15 protein-coding genes are annotated in these 18104 nt (G+C 76.2%); 7 read left to right on the plus strand and 8 right to left on the minus strand.

What is annotated here, in order from left to right:
• Positions 1 to 337 precede the first annotated feature (337 nt).
• From ACFCX4_RS01925 to ACFCX4_RS01935, 3 genes are all read left to right on the plus strand, one after another.
• Entirely contained in the window at positions 338 to 892 is a 555-nt protein-coding gene (locus ACFCX4_RS01925; RefSeq protein ID WP_376138060.1) for a SigE family RNA polymerase sigma factor, read from the plus strand.
• Entirely contained in the window at positions 885 to 2447 is a 1563-nt protein-coding gene (locus tag ACFCX4_RS01930) for a hypothetical protein (protein ID WP_376138061.1), read from the plus strand. The genes ACFCX4_RS01925 and ACFCX4_RS01930 overlap by 8 nt, the downstream gene beginning before the upstream one ends.
• Before the next feature lie 224 nt (positions 2448 to 2671).
• A complete protein-coding gene (locus ACFCX4_RS01935; RefSeq protein WP_376138063.1) occupies positions 2672 to 3460 on the plus strand; it encodes an SURF1 family protein in 789 nt (262 codons plus the stop codon).
• A 25-nt stretch (positions 3461 to 3485) separates the two neighbouring features.
• Here ACFCX4_RS01935 and ACFCX4_RS01940 read toward each other — a convergent pair whose 3' ends face one another.
• The 3 genes from ACFCX4_RS01940 to ACFCX4_RS01950 form a co-directional block, all read right to left on the minus strand.
• Positions 3486 to 4097, minus strand: a complete 612-nt coding sequence (locus ACFCX4_RS01940) for a hypothetical protein (RefSeq protein WP_376138065.1) — start codon at positions 4095 to 4097, stop codon at positions 3486 to 3488.
• A gap of 25 nt (positions 4098 to 4122) precedes the next feature.
• Entirely contained in the window at positions 4123 to 6027 is a 1905-nt protein-coding gene (locus ACFCX4_RS01945) for a prolyl oligopeptidase family serine peptidase (RefSeq protein ID WP_376138067.1), read from the minus strand.
• Between the two features lie 310 nt (positions 6028 to 6337).
• Complete coding sequence (locus tag ACFCX4_RS01950) at positions 6338 to 6715, minus strand: nuclear transport factor 2 family protein (RefSeq protein ID WP_376138069.1); 378 nt, start codon at positions 6713 to 6715, stop codon at positions 6338 to 6340.
• A 153-nt stretch (positions 6716 to 6868) separates the two neighbouring features.
• Between ACFCX4_RS01950 and ACFCX4_RS01955 the strand changes: the two genes are divergently transcribed.
• Both ACFCX4_RS01955 and ACFCX4_RS01960 read left to right on the plus strand, forming a co-directional pair.
• A complete protein-coding gene (locus ACFCX4_RS01955) occupies positions 6869 to 9601 on the plus strand; it encodes an AAA family ATPase (protein ID WP_376138071.1) in 2733 nt (910 codons plus the stop codon).
• A gap of 145 nt (positions 9602 to 9746) precedes the next feature.
• The gene (locus tag ACFCX4_RS01960) at positions 9747 to 10073 is read left to right on the plus strand and encodes a putative quinol monooxygenase (RefSeq protein ID WP_376138073.1); all 327 of its coding nucleotides are present in this window, start codon (positions 9747 to 9749) and stop codon (positions 10071 to 10073) included.
• A gap of 54 nt (positions 10074 to 10127) precedes the next feature.
• On the opposite strand, the gene ACFCX4_RS01965 is transcribed toward ACFCX4_RS01960, so the two are convergent.
• Positions 10128 to 10910 (minus strand): MarR family transcriptional regulator, encoded by a 783-nt coding sequence (locus tag ACFCX4_RS01965; protein ID WP_376138075.1) that lies wholly within the window; start codon positions 10908 to 10910, stop codon positions 10128 to 10130.
• A gap of 251 nt (positions 10911 to 11161) precedes the next feature.
• Between ACFCX4_RS01965 and ACFCX4_RS01970 the strand changes: the two genes are divergently transcribed.
• Positions 11162 to 12391, plus strand: coding sequence for a serine hydrolase domain-containing protein (locus ACFCX4_RS01970; protein WP_376138077.1), 1230 nt, complete (start codon positions 11162 to 11164; stop codon positions 12389 to 12391).
• 73 nt (positions 12392 to 12464) lie between these two features.
• On the opposite strand, the gene ACFCX4_RS01975 is transcribed toward ACFCX4_RS01970, so the two are convergent.
• The 4 genes from ACFCX4_RS01975 to ACFCX4_RS01990 all read right to left on the minus strand — a co-directional run bounded on the left by ACFCX4_RS01975 (position 12465) and on the right by ACFCX4_RS01990 (position 16651).
• Positions 12465 to 13766, minus strand: a complete 1302-nt coding sequence (locus tag ACFCX4_RS01975) for an MFS transporter (protein ID WP_376138079.1) — start codon at positions 13764 to 13766, stop codon at positions 12465 to 12467.
• Between the two features lie 85 nt (positions 13767 to 13851).
• Positions 13852 to 14823, minus strand: a complete 972-nt coding sequence (locus ACFCX4_RS01980; protein WP_376138081.1) for a transaldolase family protein — start codon at positions 14821 to 14823, stop codon at positions 13852 to 13854.
• Positions 14820 to 16052 (minus strand): MFS transporter, encoded by a 1233-nt coding sequence (locus tag ACFCX4_RS01985; protein ID WP_376138083.1) that lies wholly within the window; start codon positions 16050 to 16052, stop codon positions 14820 to 14822. Before ACFCX4_RS01985 ends, ACFCX4_RS01980 begins: the two co-directional genes overlap by 4 nt.
• Positions 16053 to 16111: 59 nt before the next feature.
• Positions 16112 to 16651, minus strand: coding sequence for a VOC family protein (locus ACFCX4_RS01990; RefSeq protein WP_376138085.1), 540 nt, complete (start codon positions 16649 to 16651; stop codon positions 16112 to 16114).
• A 216-nt stretch (positions 16652 to 16867) separates the two neighbouring features.
• On the opposite strand from ACFCX4_RS01990, the gene ACFCX4_RS01995 reads away from it, so the two are divergent.
• The gene (locus tag ACFCX4_RS01995) at positions 16868 to 18073 is read left to right on the plus strand and encodes a serine hydrolase domain-containing protein (protein WP_376138087.1); all 1206 of its coding nucleotides are present in this window, start codon (positions 16868 to 16870) and stop codon (positions 18071 to 18073) included.
• Positions 18074 to 18104 lie beyond the last annotated feature (31 nt).

Genomic DNA, 18104 nt, shown 5'->3' on the forward strand with positions numbered 1-18104 from the left:
AGCTGGTCGAGAGCTGGTCGAGAGCTGGTCAGGAACCGGCCGGGGGTCGGTGCAGGGCCGTCCGCGCCCGGCCGGACGCACCGCCGACGGGCGCCGTTCCCCGGGTCTGCGCGGTTTGTTCGCCGACCGCTTGAGGAATCCTCGCCGAATCCCCTGGAGGGGTCTTCGGCCCATGCGGGAGAATATCCGCCGGGCCGGGCAACCATGACAGGGGATCGAGTGTCCAACGTGCGTGGCGAACGTGATGGTGGGGGCAGGAACGGGCATCTCGGCGGCAGTCGCGGTGACGTTCCCGTCGCGTGTCCAGTGGCCTTCGGATAGGCCGGAAGATAGCCAGATGACGGCAGTCGCACCCGGTGCCGCGGATCCCGGCGCCGGTACCGCCGGTACCGCTGCCGGTACCAGTGAGGACCTGCTCACCGAGACCTACCAGGCCCATTACCGCTCCTTGCTGCGGCTGGCCGCGTTGCTCCTCGACGACCTGTCGAGCTGTGAGGACGTGGTCCAGGAGGCCTTCATCCGGGTGCACGCGGCCCGCCGGCGGGTGCGCGAACCGGAGAAGACCCTGGCGTACCTGCGGCAGACCGTGGTCAACCTCTCCCGCTCGACCCTGCGCCGCAGGATCCTCGGGCTGCGGTTGCTGCAGAAGCCGATGCCTGACATGGCCAGTGCAGAGGAAGGCGCCTACGATGCGCTGGAGCGCGACCAGTTGAAGGTCGCGCTGCGCGGTCTGCAGCGCCGTCAGCGGGAGGTCCTGGTGCTGCGCTACTTCGTGGACATGACGGAGGCGCAGGTGGCGGAGACGCTGGGGATCTCGCTCGGTTCGGTGAAGGCGTACGGCTCGCGAGGGCTAGCCGCGCTGCGGGTCCAGATGGAGGCCGGGCATGGCTGAGGACGAGCGCACGGGCGACGGCGGGACCGCTTCGCCGGGCGGCGGTGCCGCACCGGGAGGACGCGTTCCGTCCGGCGGCGGACCACTGGGCGGGGGCGTCCCGTCCGGCGGCGGCGGGCAGCTCGACCGGGAGGATCCGGCCGAGCACGAGGAGCGGCTGGTCCGGGAGCTGATGCAGCGGGCCGTGGCCGAGGTCCAGCCGGTGCCCGGCAGCCTGCAGCACATCCGGCGGGCCGTGCCGCGCCGGCGGGCCGCCCGGCGGGGAGCGTGGACGGGGGCCGCCGCGGTGGCCGCCGCCGCCTCCTTCCTGCTGCCGGCCCTGCACACCGGTGAGCACCTGGGCCTGTCCGGCGGTCCCGGCTCGCCCGGCACCGCGAGCGGCAGCGCCTCCGCGACCGTGGCCGGCACCCTGCCCGGGGAGGGCCCGGGGGCGACCGACCGGCCGCCGGCCACCGGCACCGGGACGCCGACCGTCGCGGGCAGTCCGTCCGGCACCACCGGCAGCTCGCCGAGCCCCGGCGCGAGCACCACCCGGCCGGCGCCGGGCACCGTTCCCCCGAGCACCGCCGCGACCACCGGTGGGGGCGGCGGCTGGGGCGGACTGACGCTCTGCACGCGCGCCGACCTCGGGCAGGGCACCGCGAAGCTCGGCGCCCCGGACGCCGACGGGCGGATCTACGGCTCCTTCACCGTGACCAACGTCTCCGCGCGCAGCTGCGAGCTGGGCGGGCCCGGTTCGGTCACCGTCACGGGCGTCACGGGGACCGAGAGCAGCCGGATCCGGATCGCCTTCCACACCGTGAGCGGCCCGGCGACGGGCCTGCCCGCCCCCGACCCCTCGGCCGACCCGGCGAAGGGGACCGACGCGACGGGCGAGCCCCTGGTCCTCGCCCCCCGGACCGGGTACCGGGTGGACTTCGCCTGGATCCCGGACGCGGCGGGCTGCGCCGTCCCCGGCGGGACGGCCTCGCCCAGCGCGTCCGTCGGCACCGGTCAGCCGGGCACGTCCGGCGGCGGCACCACGGGCGGCAGCGGTGGCGGCACGGCGGGCGGCGGCACCGCCGGCGGGCCGGGGACCGGAACGGGCTCGGTGCCCGGCTCCGGCGGCGGCGGTACGGCGGGCGGCGAGGCCGGCGGCACCGGGACCGGTCCGGCCTCCAACGGGGGCTCGGCCGTCGGCCCGGCCGGCCCCGGCGGCGGCACGGCGACCGGGCCCCAGACGGGCGGGCCGGGAACGGCGGGCGGCGGCAGCGCCGGCGGGACCGGGGCCGTCCCGATGGCCGGCTCCACCGGGGAGCCGACCGGCACGCCGCGGCCGACCACGACGACGGCCGCGCCCACCGCGGTGCCCAGCCCGTCGGCCACCCCGACGACCGGGCCGAGCAGGCCCTCGGCGAGCGTCACGCTGGCGTACACCCCGGCGCCGGGCAACCCGGCCACGGCGAGCACCGTCCTGTCCGGCGCCTGCGCGGGCACGGTCTACCGGACGGCGCCCCGGCTCCTGCCGGGCGGCACCACGGCCCCGGCTCCCGGCACCTCGCCCTCGGCGGGCTGACGGGGGCGGTCACCGGTCGGGGGCGGTCGCCGTGCGGGCCGCCCGGGGCGCCCCGTAAAGGAGGCACCCGGGGCCGGTCACCGCTGCCGGGACGCGCCGGCCCCCCGGGCGGCCCGGGACGAGGGCCGCGCGGGCGGTCCCGGCGCGTCCGGACGGCGGCGCAGCCGGGGCGCTGCGGGGGACCTGGGGACGGGCGGGGTGTGAGGAGTGGTTACCGTGGGGGTGTGTACCGGTTTCTCCTCACCCCGCGCTGGCTGAGCGGCACCGCGCTGGCCGTGGCGGCCGTGGCGGTCTGCGTCTGGCTCGGTTCCTGGCAGCTCGGCCGGTTCGAGGACAAGGTCTCCTCGCACCAGGAGATCAGCCGGGCGGCGACCGACGGCGGCACGCCCCGGCCGATCGGCGACCTGCTCGGCGCCGACCGGCCGCAGGTCACCACCGAGACCCTCGGCCGCGCCGTGACGGTCACCGGCACCTTCGAGCCGGACCACCAACTGCTCGTCCCCAACCGCGTCCTGGACGGCCGGCAGGGCTACTACGTGCTGACCCCGCTGCGCACCGCCGACGGCCGGGCCGTCGCGGTGGTCCGCGGCTGGGCGGCCGGCGAGCCGCCGGCGGGCAGGTCCACCGCGGCCGTGCCGGACGGCGAGGTGACCGTCACCGGCCGTCTGCAGGCCGGCGAGACCAGCGGCCGGGGCGGCGCCGTGGCCGGTGGTCTGCCGGACGGCCGGCTGGGCACCATCAACCGCGCCGCGCTCCTCAACAAGCTGGAGCTGGAGGACTGGTACGACGGCTGGGTGTCCGTGGACACCGCCGCCGAGGGGCTCACCCCGGTGCCGACCGTGCAGCCGCAGGGCGGCGACGGCCTCTCGCTGCGCGCCTTCCAGAACCTCGGCTACACGCTGGAGTGGTTCGTCTTCGGCGGCTTCGTGGTCTTCATGTGGTTCCGCCTGGTGCGCCGCGAGGCGGAGGCCGAGCAGGACCGAGCCCTCGGACTCGACCCGGTCCTGGACTGACGGCGCGCGCCGGCCCGGGCGCGGGTCAGCGCGTCGGCTTCGCCGGCGGCACCACGGGTCTGGACGGGACGGCCGGTGCGGGCGGGACGGTCGCCGCGGGCGCGGACGGTGTCGGCGCGCCGGGGAGCGGGGCCGTCGGGCTGCCGGACGGCGAGGCGGTCGGCGGCGGGCCGCACCGGCTGTTGTTGTTGCCGCTGCTGCTGCCGCTGTTGTCGTCGTCCGAGTTGTACTTGTCGGCGTGGTGCTGCGGCTTGCGGCCGCTCTTGGAGCTTTTGGACCCGCTGGAGCCCTTCGAGCCGCTCGACCCCTTCGAGCCGCCCGAACCCGACTTGGCGAGCACCACCACGCCGCCGTCCCCGTCGTCCCCGTCCTCCCCGACGGCTCCCGACGCGTTCCGCACCCCGCCCGGCGCGGTGCGGAAAGCGGCCTTCACCGTGCTCGGGACACCGCTCGGCGCGGTCGTCGGGAAGGACGACGACGGCGGGGAGGACGGCGAGGCGGAGGCCGGCGGACAGGCCGCACTCCCTCCGCCCCCGGCCCAGCTGCCGCCGTCGCCGTCGTCGTCCTGACCCGAGCAGCCGGTGAGCAGCAGCACCCCGGCCACCCCCGTCCCCACGATCGTCAACAGGCGTCGCACCCGTTCCCCCCGTTCCTCGCTGCTCCTACTTCCCCGTGTCGGCCCGATTGTCGCCGACGCCCGCCCCGCCGAGGTGCCGACGGACGAAGTCGATCTCCAGCCGCAGCTGCTTGATCCGCTCGTCGACGACCAGCGACCCGTGCCCGGCGTCGTACCGGTACACCTCGTGCGGCTTGCCGAGCCGCTCCAGCCGCTCGACGTAGTTGTCGATCTGCCGGATCGGGCAGCGCGGGTCGTTCACCCCGGCGCTGATGTACACCGGCACCCGCACCTGATCGACGTACGTCAGCGGCGAGGACGCCGTCCAGCGCTCGGGCACCTCCTCCGGCGTGCCGCCGAAGAGCGTGCGGTCGATCGCCTTCAGCGCCTCCATCTCGTCGTCGTACGCCGTCAGGTAGTCCGCGACCGGCACGGCGGCGACGCCGAGGCTCCACAGCTCGGGCTGCGCGCCCAGCCCGAGCAGCGTGAGGTAGCCGCCCCAGGAGCCGCCGGACAGCACCAGCCGCTCCGGGTCGGCCAGCCCGCTCTCCACCGCCCACGCGCGCACGGCGGCGATGTCCTCCAGCTCGATCAGCCCGACCCGCTCGCGCAGGGCGTCCGTCCAGGCCCGGCCGTAGCCGGTGGAGCCGCGGTAGTTGACCCGGACCACCGCGAAGCCGTGGTCCAGCCAGGCGGCCGGTCCGGCGGCGAAGGAGTCGCTGTCGTGGTGGGTCGGGCCGCCGTGGATCTCGAACACGGTGGGGAGCGGACCCCCGCCCGCCCCGGCCGGCCGCTGGACCAGTGCGTGCACCCGCCCGCCGGGCCCCTCCACCCACACGTCCTCCACCGGCACCGAGCCGGGCGGGACGACGCCGGGCGCGCGCAGCACCACGGTGCCCGCGGTGGAGCGCACCGCGGACGGCTCGGCGGCGGAGGACCAGAGGAACTCCACGGTGCCGTCCGGCCGCGGGGTGGCGCCGCCGACGGTGCCGCGCGGGGTGTCCAGACGGGTCAGCACGGCGTCGTCCAGGGAGTACGAGAACAGCTCGCTGCGTGCCTCGTACTCGTGCTCGATCAGCAGCGTGCGGGCGTCCGGCCGCCACTGGGCGGAGAGGTCGCCGGGCAGCTCGCGGCCCTGCTCGTCGCGGAGCGCGAGCGCGGTCTCGGCACCGGTCGCGACGTCCCAGATCATCGGCTCCCAGCGGCCGGTGCGCTGGTGGGCGACCAGCAGCCGGGTGTCGCCGTCGACCGGTGCGAAGCCCAGGCAGGAGACCCCGCGCGGCTCGTCGTGGCCGGTGACCTCGTCCAGTTCGGCGACGGTGACCACGGCGGCGGTCCCGTCGGCGGCCCCGTCCGTGGTTCCGGGGAGGCGCACGACCCGGATCGCGCCGTGCATGGCGTCGCCGTGCTCGGTGTGGTCGATGGCCAGCAGGGTGGCGTCGTGGCTGAGGTCGCCGACGCCGCCGTACTCGGCGTGCCGGTAGATCTCGACGGCCTCCGCGGCGCCGGGGCGGCGCAGGTGCAGGGTGGTGCCCTCGCCGTCGGTGGAGCGGCCGACCACCACGGTGCCGTCGCGGCCCAGCGCGAGGCCCGCCTCGTAGGACGGGGCGAGGCCGGGAACGGCCTCCTCGTCGGGACCCTCCCCGCCCCCGGGGCGGCCCGCGAAGGGCTGGCGGCGCCAGACGCCGAGCTCGTCGCCGTCGTTGTCGTCGAACCACCAGATCCACGCGCCGTCGGGGGACAGCTCGGCGTCGGTGGTGCCGTTCGGACGGTCGGTGGCCCGCCGGTGGGTGTCGGCGGCGCGGTCCCAGGCGTAGACCTCGTAGGTGCCGCTGGCGTTGGACACGTACAGCGCCCGGTCGGGGGCGTCCTCGGCCCAGTCCGGCAGGGAGACCCGTGCCGCCCTGAACCGCTGCTCCCACGCCGGTACGGCGCTCTTCTCCTCGCTCATCCACCCATCCAACCCGATCGGGGGGAGGAAACGGAACGGAAGAGGGGAAACGGAAGGGGGGAGCGCCGCCGTGCTCCCCCCTTCCGCCCTTCCGCCCGGTGCGGCCGGGCCGCACCGGGCCGTTCCCCCGGGCCGCCTGCGCCGCAGCGGCCGGCCCGGGCCCGCCGGCGCCGCGGTCCGGGGTCCGATCGGCGCGCCCCGGGCGCCCCGCCGCGCGCGGCGGGGCGTGGACCGTGGTGGACCGGGGAGGGCGGTGGGGCGCCCGCCCTGGTCCGTCGGCGGTGCCGCGGCCGTCGCCGGCACCGCCGGCTCAGGCGCCCGGGACGCGGTCGAGGAAGCCGTACACCGAGGCGATCCGGCCCTGGGCGTCGGTGACCAGCACGTCGAAGCCGATGACCAGCGGCTCCTCGCCGGCCGGGCCGAGGTTCCACGTGAAACGTGCGATGCCGTGGTGGGCGTCCACCGGCCCGAGGGTGAACACCAGCCCCGGGAACTGCGCCTGGGCCTCGCCGAGCAGCGCGGCGACGGCCTCGCGGCCGGTGACGTCGGCCAGCGGGTCGGTGTAGCGGCCGTCCTCCGCCCACACCTCGTCGACCAGCCTGCGGCGGGCGGCCGGGTCGGTCTCGTTCCAGGCGGCGAGGTAACGGGCGGCGAGCTCGCGGAGGTCGGTCGGCAGGCTGGTGGTCATCGTCTTCTCCCTTGTCCCGTGCGGTGGTCGGCGGTCCGTTCCCGCTGGTCGAAAAGGTACGGGCGGCGGGCGGCGGGCGAATCGGTCACGGATGGGCAGGGGGTACGTGCACCGGCGCCAGTAGGGTCGGGGCACCGGGGGAAGGGGCGCGGGGTGCTGTACGGACGGGAACGGGAGCAGGCGGCCGTCGAGGCACTGCTCGGCTCGGCGCGGGAGGGCCGCAGCGGGGCACTGGTGCTGCGCGGCGAGCCGGGGATCGGCAAGACGGCTCTGCTGGAGTACGCGGTGGCCGCGGCGGGGGACGCCTTCCGGGTGGTCCGGGCGGCCGGCGTCGAGTACGAGGCGGAGCTGCCCTTCGCGGGGCTGAGCCTGCTGCTGGCGTCCGGACGGGACCGGCTGGACGCGCTGCCCGGGCCGCAGCGGCGTTCGCTGGAGGGTGTGTTCGGCCTCGGCGGGACGGCCGCCGGCGGGCCCGCCGACCGGCTGCTCACCGGGCTCGCCACCCTCGGCCTGCTGGCCGAACTCGCCGTCGACCGGCCGCTGCTGTGCGTCGTCGACGACGTGCAGTGGCTGGACGGCGCCTCGCTGGACGCGCTGCTGATCGCGGCCCGCCGATTGCGGGCGGAGGGAGTCGCCCTGCTGCTCGCCGCCCGGGACGCGGGGGCGGACGCGCTGCCGCTCGCCGGCCTCCCCGAGCTGCGCCCGGCCGGGCTCTCCGACGAGGACGCCGCGCGCCTGCTGGACGGCCGCGCGGGCGGGGCACCGGCCGGACCGGCGCGCCGCCGCCTGCTCGCCGAGGCCGCCGGCAATCCGCTGGCGCTCGTCGAACTCCCGGTGTCCACGGGGGAGTTCGGGTCGAGTGTGCTGGAAATCGGCAGCCGGCTGCAGATCGCCTTCCACGGTCAGGTCACCGGGCTGCCGCCCGCCACCCAGACCCTGCTGCTGGTCGCCGCCGCCGAGGAGAGCGGCGAACTCGACGTCGTCCTCGCCGCCGCCGCGGCCCTCGGGGCGGACGCCGGGGCGCTGGCCCCCGCCGAACGGTCCGCCCTGGTCGGCGTCGGCGCCGACCGCAGGATCGCCTTCCGGCACCCGCTGCTGCGCGCCGCAGTCCTGCAGCGGGCGCCGCTTCAGCAGCGGCTGGCCGTCCACCGGGCGATCGGCGAGGCCCTGGAGGACGGCGACCGGCGCACCTGGCACCTCGCCCTCGCCGCCACCGCGCCCGACGCGGGCCTCGCCGACGCACTGGAACGGACCGCCCGGCGGGCCGAGGCGCGCGGTGCCCACGGCGGCGCGGCCGCCGCGTACGAGCGCGCCGCCGGCCTCACCCCGGACCGCGACGGAGCCACCCGCCGGCTCGTCCTCGCCGCCGAGGCCGCCACCGAGGAGGGCCGGCTGGTGCAGGCCGAGGCGCTCGCCGAGCGGGCCGGGGCCCGCACCGACAGCGTCCTGGTGCACGCCGTGCTCGACCAGGTCCGGGCGGTCGCCCAGTTCTGGCGGGGCGGCTACCCGGCCGCCTACCGGCTGCTGCTGGACGCCGCCGCCACCGACATCGAACCCGCGTACGCCGTGCGGATGCTGCTGCTCGCCTTCCACGCCGCCTGGTACGCGGGCGAGGAGCCGGTGGTCACCGTGCTCGACCGGCTGGCCGCCCTCCCCCTGGGCGAGGACGAACCGCTCGCCCCGCTGGCCCGGCACCTGCCGGCGGTCGTCCTGCCCGCGCTCGGGCGGCCGGCCGGCGCCGTGCCCGACGTCCGCGAGACGGCCGGTGCGGCGCGGAGGGCGGGTGCCGACAGCCCCGTCGACCTGGTGCAGCTGTGCGGCGCGGCGCTCGTCCTCGGGCGGGACCACGAGACGCTGGAGCTGGCGGCGGAGCTGGTCGCCGAGGCGCGGGCCAAGGGGACGGTCGGGGTGCTGCCCACGCTCCAGTTCTTCCTGGCCGAGGCCGAGCTGTTCCACGGGCGGCACCGCGACGCCGAGGTGACGGCGGCGGAGGGACTGGCCCTCGCCCGGGACACCGGCCAGCGCCAGTGGACCAGCCAGCTCGCCGCGCTGCTGAGCTGCGTCGCCGCGCTCGGCGGCGCGGACGCGCGCTGCACCGGGCTGGCCGCCGAGGCGCTGGCGCCCGGCTCGGCCGCCCCGGCCGCCGGGGAGCCGTGGGCGCAGTGGGGGCTCGCCCTGCTGGACCTCGGCCGGGGCAGGGCGGCGGCCGCCGCCGACCGGCTGCAGCGGCTCACCACGGGGCCGTACCGGCACCACGTCGGCGCCACCCGGGCGGTGCCCGACCTCGTCGAGGCGGCCGTCCGGCTGGGGGCTCCGGAGCGGGCGGCCGGGCCCTTCGAGCGGTTCGCGCGGTGGGCGGACACGGCGGCCACGCCGTGGGCACAGGCGGTGAGCCTGCGCTGCCGGGCGCTGCTGGGCCCGGACGGGTCGGCGGAACCGGTGTACCGGGCGGCGCTGGCGCTCCACGAGGGCACCCACCGCCCGTTCGAGCAGGCGCGGACGGCGCTGCTGTACGGCGAGTGGCTGCGGCGCGAGCGGCGGCGGACGGACGCCCGGCCGCACCTGGCCGCGGCGCTGGAGACCTTCGAACGGCTGGGCGCCGCGCCGTGGGCGGACCGGGCCCGGGCGGAACTGACCGCCACCGGCACCGCGGCCCCGGCCGTCCGGGCGGGCGTGCTCACGGGGCTCACCCCGCAGGAGCTGCAGATCGCCCGGCTCGCCGCGCAGGGGCTGACCAACCGGGACATCGCGGCGCAGCTGTTCCTGAGCCCGAGGACGGTCGGGCACCACCTCTACAAGGCGTATCCGAAGCTGGGGATCGCCTCGCGGACGGAGCTGGCGGCGCTGCTCCGAGGCGGGGGAGGGGAGCGTCCCGCCGTCCGGTGAGCGACCCCCGCCGTCCGGGTGCCGCAGCCACCCGGTGGCACGGACATTCCACCTGACCTGGGACGATTGCGGACGAGTCCATCCGTAGCCGCACCGTCGTGCGCGCCCGCCCGTCGCGCGCGCAGACGGAACGAAAGGAAGTCCGATGATCTTCATCACGGTCAAGTTCGCCGTCCGCCCCGAGCGCGCCGACGACTGGCTCACCGTCGTCGACGAGTTCACCCGGGCCACCCGCGACGAGCCCGGCAACCTCTTCTTCGAGTGGTCCCGCAGCGTGGAGGACCCCAACGAGTTCGTCCTCGTGGAGGCCTTCCGCGACGGCGACGCCGGCAAGGCGCACGTGGAGTCCGCGCACTTCGTCAAGGCCATGGACGACCTGTCGTACGCGGTGGCCGCCAAGCCCCGGATCGTGTCGATCGACATCCCCGGCATGGACGGCTGGGGCGAGATGGGCGAGATCACCCCCCGCTGAGCCCGCGGGGATCGGGCGGCCGGCCGGTCCGGTCGCCCGCTCCCCGGGCCCGGGTCACTCCGCCCGGTCCGGCCGCTCCGCCTGTTCGGGCGGCGCCGTCCGTCGCGGTGGTGCCGCCTGCTCCGCCCTCCGCCCGGCCAGGTGTCGCCGGCACGTCTCCATCAGCTCCCGCATGGACTCGCTGAGCAGCACGAACAGCTCGGCCGACGAGTCGAACCGCGCGCCGGCCGGTGTGTCCGGCCCCAGCACCTCGGCGCCCCGGCGGGCCATGTCCGCCAGCAGCCCGTTCATCTGTGCGGCGCCCAGCAGGGACCGCAGCCAGATGTCGTCGTCCGCGACGTAGCGCTCCCGCCGTTCCCCCGGCTCCCGTTCCCTCCTCAGCAGCCCGTGCTGCTCCAGGAAGGCCACGGCGTTCGAGACCGACGCCGGGCTGACCCGCAGCCGCCGCACCAGGTCGGCGGCGGTGAGCGCGCCGGTCTCGGAGACGTACAGGCTGCCCAGCACCCGGGCCTCCATCCGGGGCAGCCCCGACCGGGCGAGCAGCGCGATGAAGGAGTCCGTGAAGTCCTGCACCGCCCGGGGGTCCCGGCCGTACCCGCCGTCGGGTGCCGGGTGTTCCGCCGGGCGGGGCTGCCGGCGCCGGCGCGCGCGGTCCTGGGTGGCCTCGTCCGCCCGGGCGGCCCCGTAGTCCCCGGGGCCGCCGTTGCGGGCCACCTCCCGCATGATCGTCGAGGCGGGCCGCCCCAGGCGGCGCCCGATCTCGGCGTACCCCAGTCCCTCGGTCAGCCCCTCGGCGATGTTCCGGCGGTCCTCACCGGTGAGCCTGCCTCCCGGCATCGGTCCTCGTCTCCCGTCGGCCGCCGTCTGCGGATCCCGCTGCGCAGTATGCATTCACCTCGACCTCATTGCAAAGGTGCCCCGGAGGTGACCGTTGCATTCAGCTTCACTCCCATTGCAATAATGACTCAGAAGGCTTGCACTGCAAGGCTTTCAGGGCTCTCCTCGAACGTTGACCGATCATTGAACGCAATGTAGCTTCGTCCATGTTCGGAAGTTGCCGAACGAAAACGAGCGGGGGGAGACCCATCATGGGCAAGAACACCGACGGCTTCACCGGGGACGGTCTGCGCAAGGTGCGCGAGGTCCTGACCCGGCACGTCGAGTCCGGCGGCGTCCCCGGCGTGGTCGCCCTCCTCGGCCGGGGCGACGAGACCCACGTCGAGGCGATCGGCACCATGCGCCACGGGGGCGGCGCGCCGGTGGCCCGGGACACGATCTTCCGGATGGCCTCGACCTCCAAGCCGGTCACGGCGGCGGCGACCGTCGTCCTGCTGGACGAGTGCCGGCTCCGGCTGGACGACACCGTCGACCGGTGGCTGCCGGAACTCGCGGACCGGCAGGTGCTCAGGCGGATCGACGGCCCGCTCGACGACACCGTGCCGGCCCGCCGGCCGATCACCGTCCGCGACGTCCTGACCTCCACCTTCGGACTCGGTATGGACATCACCGCGCTGGGCACCCCGATCACGGGCGCGATCGTCGAGAACGGCCTGACGCCCGACCTCCCGCAGCCGATGCCCGGGCCGGACGAGTGGATGCGCCGCCTCGGCACCCTCCCGCTGATGCACCAGCCCGGCGAGCGCTGGCAGTACCACATCGGCAACGACCTGCTCGGGGTGCTCGTCGCCCGGGTCACGGGGCGGTCCTTCGAGGACTTCCTGCGCGAGCGCGTCCTCGGCCCGCTCGGCATGGTGGACACCGGCTTCCACGTGCCCGCCGGGAAGATCGGGCGGCTGCCGGCCCTCTACGCCCCCGACCCGCGGACCGGCGAGTTCCACGTGTGGGACGAGGCGGCGGACGGCCGCTGGAGCCGTCCCCCGGCGTTCGCGGGCGGGGGCGGCGGCCTGGTCTCCACCGTCGACGACTACCACGCCTACTTCCGGATGCTGCTGAACGGCGGCACCCACGGCGGCGAGCGGGTCCTCTCCCGCCCGGCCGTCCGGCTGATGACCACCAACCGCCTCACCCCCGGGCAGACGGCCGCCCGCGAGGCACTGGCCCGGGACGCCGTCCACCTGTCCCACGGGCAGGGCCAGCACGGCGGCTGGGGCTTCGGGATGGCGGTGCGCACCTACCGCGGCGACTACGCGCCGGTCGGGCAGTTCGGCTGGGACGGCGGCTCCGGCACCTCGACGTACGCCGATCCGGAGTACGGGCTCACCGGCGTCCTGCTCACCCAGGTCGGGATGTCCGCCCCGAACGCGGCGCACCTGATCCACGACTTCTGGACCACCGTCTACCAGGCCGTCGACGCCTGACGGCCGGCCGCCGTCCCCGCCCCCCGGAAACCGGGGACCCGGGGCCGGCGGCCGTGGAGCCGGACGGGGGTGGTCACCGGGTGGACAGGGCGTGCTGGATCTCGTCCAGGGACCGGTTCTTGGTCTCGGGGACGCGGCGGGCGACGAAGACGACCGCGCCCAGCGAGACGGCGGCGAAGAACCAGAAGACCCAGCGCTCGCCGATCGCGTCCGCGGTCGGGAGGAAGGCCTGGCCGACGACGAAGTTGGCGGCCCAGTTGACCAGGGCGCACAGGCCGGTGCCGCGGGCGCGGGACTCCGGCGGGAAGATCTCGGCGGCGAGGATCCAGAAGACCGGGCCCAGGCCGATGGCGAACGCGCCGACGTAGGAGGTCATCGCGACCAGGGCGACGGCGTCGCCGACCGGACCGGGGTGGGCGGGGCCGAGGACGCTGCCGAGGGCGGCGAGCGAGACGGCCATGCCGGCCAGGGAGCAGAGCAGCAGCGGGCGGCGGCCGACGCGGTCGATCAGCGGGATCGCGGCGACGGTCAGCAGCACGTTCACCGTGCCGATCGCGACCGAGTAGCCGATCGAACTGCCGGCGGGCAGGCCGGCCCGGGCCATGATGCTCGGGGCGTAGTAGATGATCGAGTTGATGCCGCCGAACTGCTGCACCGCCGCCAGCGTCACGCCGATGAGCAGGGCGGCGCGGGCGCCCGGGGCGCCGAGCAGGGGCGCGGGCCGGGCGGCGCGGGGGCGGGAGGTCCGGCCGTCCAGCCAGGCGGGCGTCTCCGGGACGAGGAACGTGCCGATCAGCATCGCCACCGAGGGGACCAGGCCGACGGCGAACATCGCCCGCCAGTCGCCCTCGTCCGCGAAGGCCAGGTTGACCAGGTACGACACCAGGATGCCCACCGTCAGCAGGATCTGGTTCACCGTGATCATCCGGCCGCGCAGCCGCGGCGGGGCGATCTCGGCGAGGTAGAGCGGGACGATCGTCGACGCGCTGCCGACCGCCAGACCGAGGACGGCCCGGGCGGCCAGCAGGGTGGGGAAGTCCGGTGCCGAGGTGGCCAGGAGCAGCCCCACGGTGAAGGTGGCCGCGATGCCGATCAGCGCCTTGCGGCGGCCGAAGCGGTCGGCCGGGCGGGCGCCGGCCAGCGCGCCGACGGCGGCGCCGAGCAGCAGGGCCGAGATCACCGCGCCCTCCTGGAAGGAGTTCAGCGCCAGCTGGTCCTTGAGGAAGAGCAGGGCGCCGGAGATGACGCCGGTGTCGAAGCCGAACAGCAGCCCGCCGAGCGCGACGACGCCGGTGGCGAGCGCCGTGCGGCCCGGGGGCGGGGGAAGGTCCGGCGAGGCCGGCGGGGCGGGGGCGGGACGGAGCTGCGGTGCCATGGGCGGGCTCCCGGGAGCGGGTCGGGGTCGGGGTCGGTGGGCCGGCGGATCGGTGGCGGGTGCCCGGTGCCGGGCGGCGGTGCGGTCAGTGGCGGGCGGCGTCGTCGGGGGCCGGCACGACCGCCTCGTGGCGGACGTCGAACCACCGCAGGCAGGCGGTCAGCCGCTCGGTGAACGCATGGGCCTCCTGCTCCTCGCGCGCGCTGCGCGGGGCCCGGACCCCGGAGCGGCCACCGGTGGTCTCCAGGTCGGACGGGCACAGTTCGACCGCCGCGCCCGGCGTGGCGAGCGCGTCCAGGTAGCGGGTGGTCCGGTGGCCGGGGACGCCGTGGTGGAGCTGCGTCCAGAGCAGGTGCTGCGGGCGGGCGCCGGCAGCGGCGAGGGCGCGCCAGCGGGTGGACAGCCCGGTGTCGTGTGCCTCGGCGTGGGCACGCCGGGCGAGCCGGGCGGTGGCGGTGCCGGCCATGCCGCGCAGGGCCTTGGCCTCGTGGCTGCCGGCCCGGTCGAGCAGGGCGTCGACCTCGACGTCGATCCCGCCGACGCCGAAGGCCGCGACGGAGGTGAGCCCGGTGAGGTCGAGGCCGCGCCAGCGGGCGAGTTCGAGCCCGTCGAGGTGGGCCCGGACGGCCTGCCGGTAGCGGGCCACGGAGTGCAGCGGGCCCAGCCGGACGCCGAAGCCCTCGCCGAGCAGGGAGGTCAGGGCGCACAGGCCGGAGTCGGTCGCGGGCAGGGCCGGCAGCAGGTTGGGGCGGCCGACGGCGGCGCAGAGCCGGCGGGCGTCGTGCAGCAGGTCGCAGGCGGTGACGGCGCGCGGCCGGGCGGCGACGGGCACCGCGACCAGGCCGGCGCCGCTCTCCCGCAGGGGTGCCAGGAGGTCGCAGAGGCTGCGGAGTTCGTCCTCGGGTGCCGGTCCGGTGAGGGCGACGGAGGTGATCCGCCCGGCCTCCACCAGCTCGCGGATCCGGTCGTGGCCGCCGCGGCCGGACGGGGTGTGCCGGTACCAGACGGAGAGGCCGGCGGCGGTGGGGACGGGCGGGCGCTCCAGGGTGCCGATCATGCTCGGACGGTCCTTTCCTGGTCGGGGGAGGCGGGAAGCGGGGCGGGCGGCACGGTTCCCGGAACGGGCGGGGGAACCGGGGAGGAGCGGGTCGGCCGCAGGCGGGCGCAGGCCGCGACGGCGAGCAGCGCGGCCAGGCAGACCGCCGCACCGAGCGGCACCACGGAGGCGACCCCGTGCGCGGCGACCGTCCAGCCGCCGAGCGCGGCCCCGGCGGCGATCCCGGCGTTGGCCGCCGAGACGCCGAGCGTGGCGGCGAAGTCCCCGCCCGGACCGGCGAGTCCGACGATCCGGGACTGCAGCGCCGGAACGAGCCCGAAGCCGGTCAGGCCCCAGCAGGCGACCAGTACGGCCGCCACCGCCCCGGACCGGCCGAACAGGTGCAGCGCCGTCAGCGCGGCCACCAGCGCGGCGCATCCCGCGGTGAGCGCGGTGGCCGCCCGGCGGTCGGCCGCCCGGCCGCCGAGGACGGTGCCGACGGCGGCGGCGGTGCCGAAGACGAGCAGGTACCCGCCGACCGGGCCGCCGCCGACGCCGGTGACCTCCTCCAGGTAGCCGGCCAGATAGGTGTAGGCGGTGAACTGGCCGGTGAACAGCAGTACGGCGGTGGCCAGGACGGCGAGCACCGGCCGGGACAGCGCGCCGCGCAGCTGCCCGGTCAGGGTGGCCGCGCCCATCGCGGCGGTCGGCGGCACCGTCCGCCGGACGGCGGGCAGGGCGAGTGCCCCGAGCAGGGCGACGGCGGCGAGCGCGGCCCGCCAGCCGAGCCACTGCCCGGCCAGCGTGCCGAGCGGCACGCCGAGCACGGTGGCGACCGAGATGCCGCCGAAGACCAGTGAGATGGCCCGCCCCTGCCGGCCGGGACCGGCCAGGGCGACGGCCACGCTGGTGGCGGCGCCGACGATCACCCCGTGGGCCAGCCCGGCCGCGCAGCGGGCGGCCAGCAGGACGGCGATGCCGCCGGCCGCCGCGGCCCCGGCGCTCGCCGCCGTGTTGGCGGCGAGCGCGCCGAGCAGCAGGGTGCGGCGCGGCAGCCGGAGGGTGAGCGCGGTGAGCGCCGGGCCGCCGAGGGAGATGCCCAGGGCGTAGCCGGTGACGAGCAGTCCGGCCGTGCCGAGCCCGGTCCCCAGGCCGTCGGCGATCGGGCCGAGGATGCCGACCACGACGAATTCCGAGGTGCCGACGACGAAGGTGACGAGGGCGAGCGAGAGAAGGGCCGGGCGGTTCACCGGTTCGTCGGCGAATTCTCTCGGCGGAATGCTCTCCGGGCGTTTCGGCGGCATTATTCTCAGCTCTCCGGCCAGTGCTCGGTGGGAAGGTAGAGACGGGTTTCGGTGCTGTCCTCGTACGGCATTCCCTCGGGCATGTTGATGAGCTCCATGCTCATGCCCCAGGGGGTGGTGAAGTAGACCCAGCGGTCGCCCTTGATGGGGCCGTCCTGGATCGTCTCGGGGTCGCCGAGGACGGTGACGCCGGGAATGCCGCGCAGGTGGTCGGCGGCCTTGTCGACGTCGTCCACGTGGATCGCGAAGTGGTGCCCGCCGACGTCGCTGTTGCGCGGCGGTTCGCGGTCCTGGACGGGGGCGGTGTACTCGAAGAGCTCCAGGTTGGCGTTGGGGCCCAGGCGGAGCATGGCGATGTTCGCCGAGGCCCGGGGGTCCACGTTCAGCTTGCGCGCCATCCAGTCGGTCTCCGGGTCCTCGACCGGGCCGAGCAGGTAGGCGAGTTCGGCGCCGATGACGTCGACGAAGAAGTCGACCGCCTGCCGGAGGTCCGGCACGGTGTAGGCGATGTGGTGGACCGCCCGGGCGCCCGGGATCTTGGCCATGGGAATCCTCTTTCGTCCGTTCCCGGTCCGGCGGGGTTCCGCCGGCCCGTTCCGAGAATGGATCGCCGGAACGCCGGCGGGCAATTCACGGCGGAGGACTTTGTCAAGGTGCCAAACCGGGGGTCCCGGGATTCACGTTTCCGGTGCGGACGTGTTCTGCTGTCGGCCCGATCGCAGTTTCCCTTCACGGCAATGATTCGAGCGGAGTTGGTACGGATGACCATCACGTCGGCGTCCCGGGTGCATGTGGCCGGCCAGGTCGCCCCGGGGTTCGAGCGGGTCCGCGCGGAGTTCGAGCGCAACCTCCTCGAACGCGACGACCTGGGCGCGGCGTTCGCCGTCCACCGGGGACGGGAGGTGCTGGTGGACCTCTGGGGCGGGACGGCCGACCACCTGAGCGGCGCCCGCTGGGAGCGGGACACCCTCCAGACGATCTTCTCCGGCAGCAAGGGCATCACCGTGACCGCCCTGCTCAGGCTGGTCGACCGGGGCGCGATCGAACTGGACCGCCCGGTCGCCCACTACTGGCCGGAGTTCGCGGCCGAGGGCAAGGGCGCGGTGACCGTCCGCGAGGTGGTCACCTTCACCGGCCGGCTGCCCGGCACCTGGGCCCCGGTGACCCAGGACGACGCCAACGACCCGGTCCTGATGGCCGGGCTGGTGGCCGCCCAGCCGCTGGAGAGCGACCCGCGCGCCGAGGGGATCCTGTACGGCCCGCTGTCGGCCGGCTGGATCGTCGGGGAGCTGATCCGGCGGGTGGACGGGCGCCCGCTGGACCGGTTCTTCCGCGAGGAGATCGCCGTCCCGCTGGACCTCGACATCCACTACGGCACCGGGCCGGCCGACTGGCCCCGGCTCGCCCGCACCACCTACGGCAGGAACTTCCTGCCGCAGTTCACCGGCTTCTTCCGCAGCGACGACCCGCTGACCAGGCGGATCTGGCAGAACCCGCAGCCGTTCCCGGACGACGAGGGCGTCTGGGGCCGCCCCGAGCGCCGGTCCGCGCTGATCCCGGCGATCAACGTCAGCGGCACCGCCCGGGCCTTCTCCACGCTCTACGGCATCCTCGCCGAGGACTCCCGCCGCCCGCTGGACGACGAGCCGCTGCTGCTCTCCCGCCGGCTGCTGGACGAGGCGAGCGGGGTGTACGCCCGCAAGACCGACCGGCTGATCGACGTGGTGATGGCGTACGGCGGGGGCGGCTACCGGCTGCGGACCGCCGAGCGGCCCGGTCCGGACGGCGAGACCTTCGGCCACGACGGCGGCGGCGGCTCGGCCAACCAGGCCTGGCCCCGGGCCGGCCTCGGCGTCTCGTACGTCATGAACCGCCTGATCGCGCTGGGTCCGGACGACAAGCGGGCCGGCTCGCTGCTCAAGGCGCTGGCCGCCGATGTGACGGACCTGGGCCTGAAGGAGCGGTGAGGCCCCGGCGGGCCACCCGGTGCCGGGGCCC

The sequence above is a fragment of the Kitasatospora sp. NPDC056327 genome (assembly GCF_042261735.1).
Classification (GTDB): domain Bacteria; phylum Actinomycetota; class Actinomycetes; order Streptomycetales; family Streptomycetaceae; genus Kitasatospora.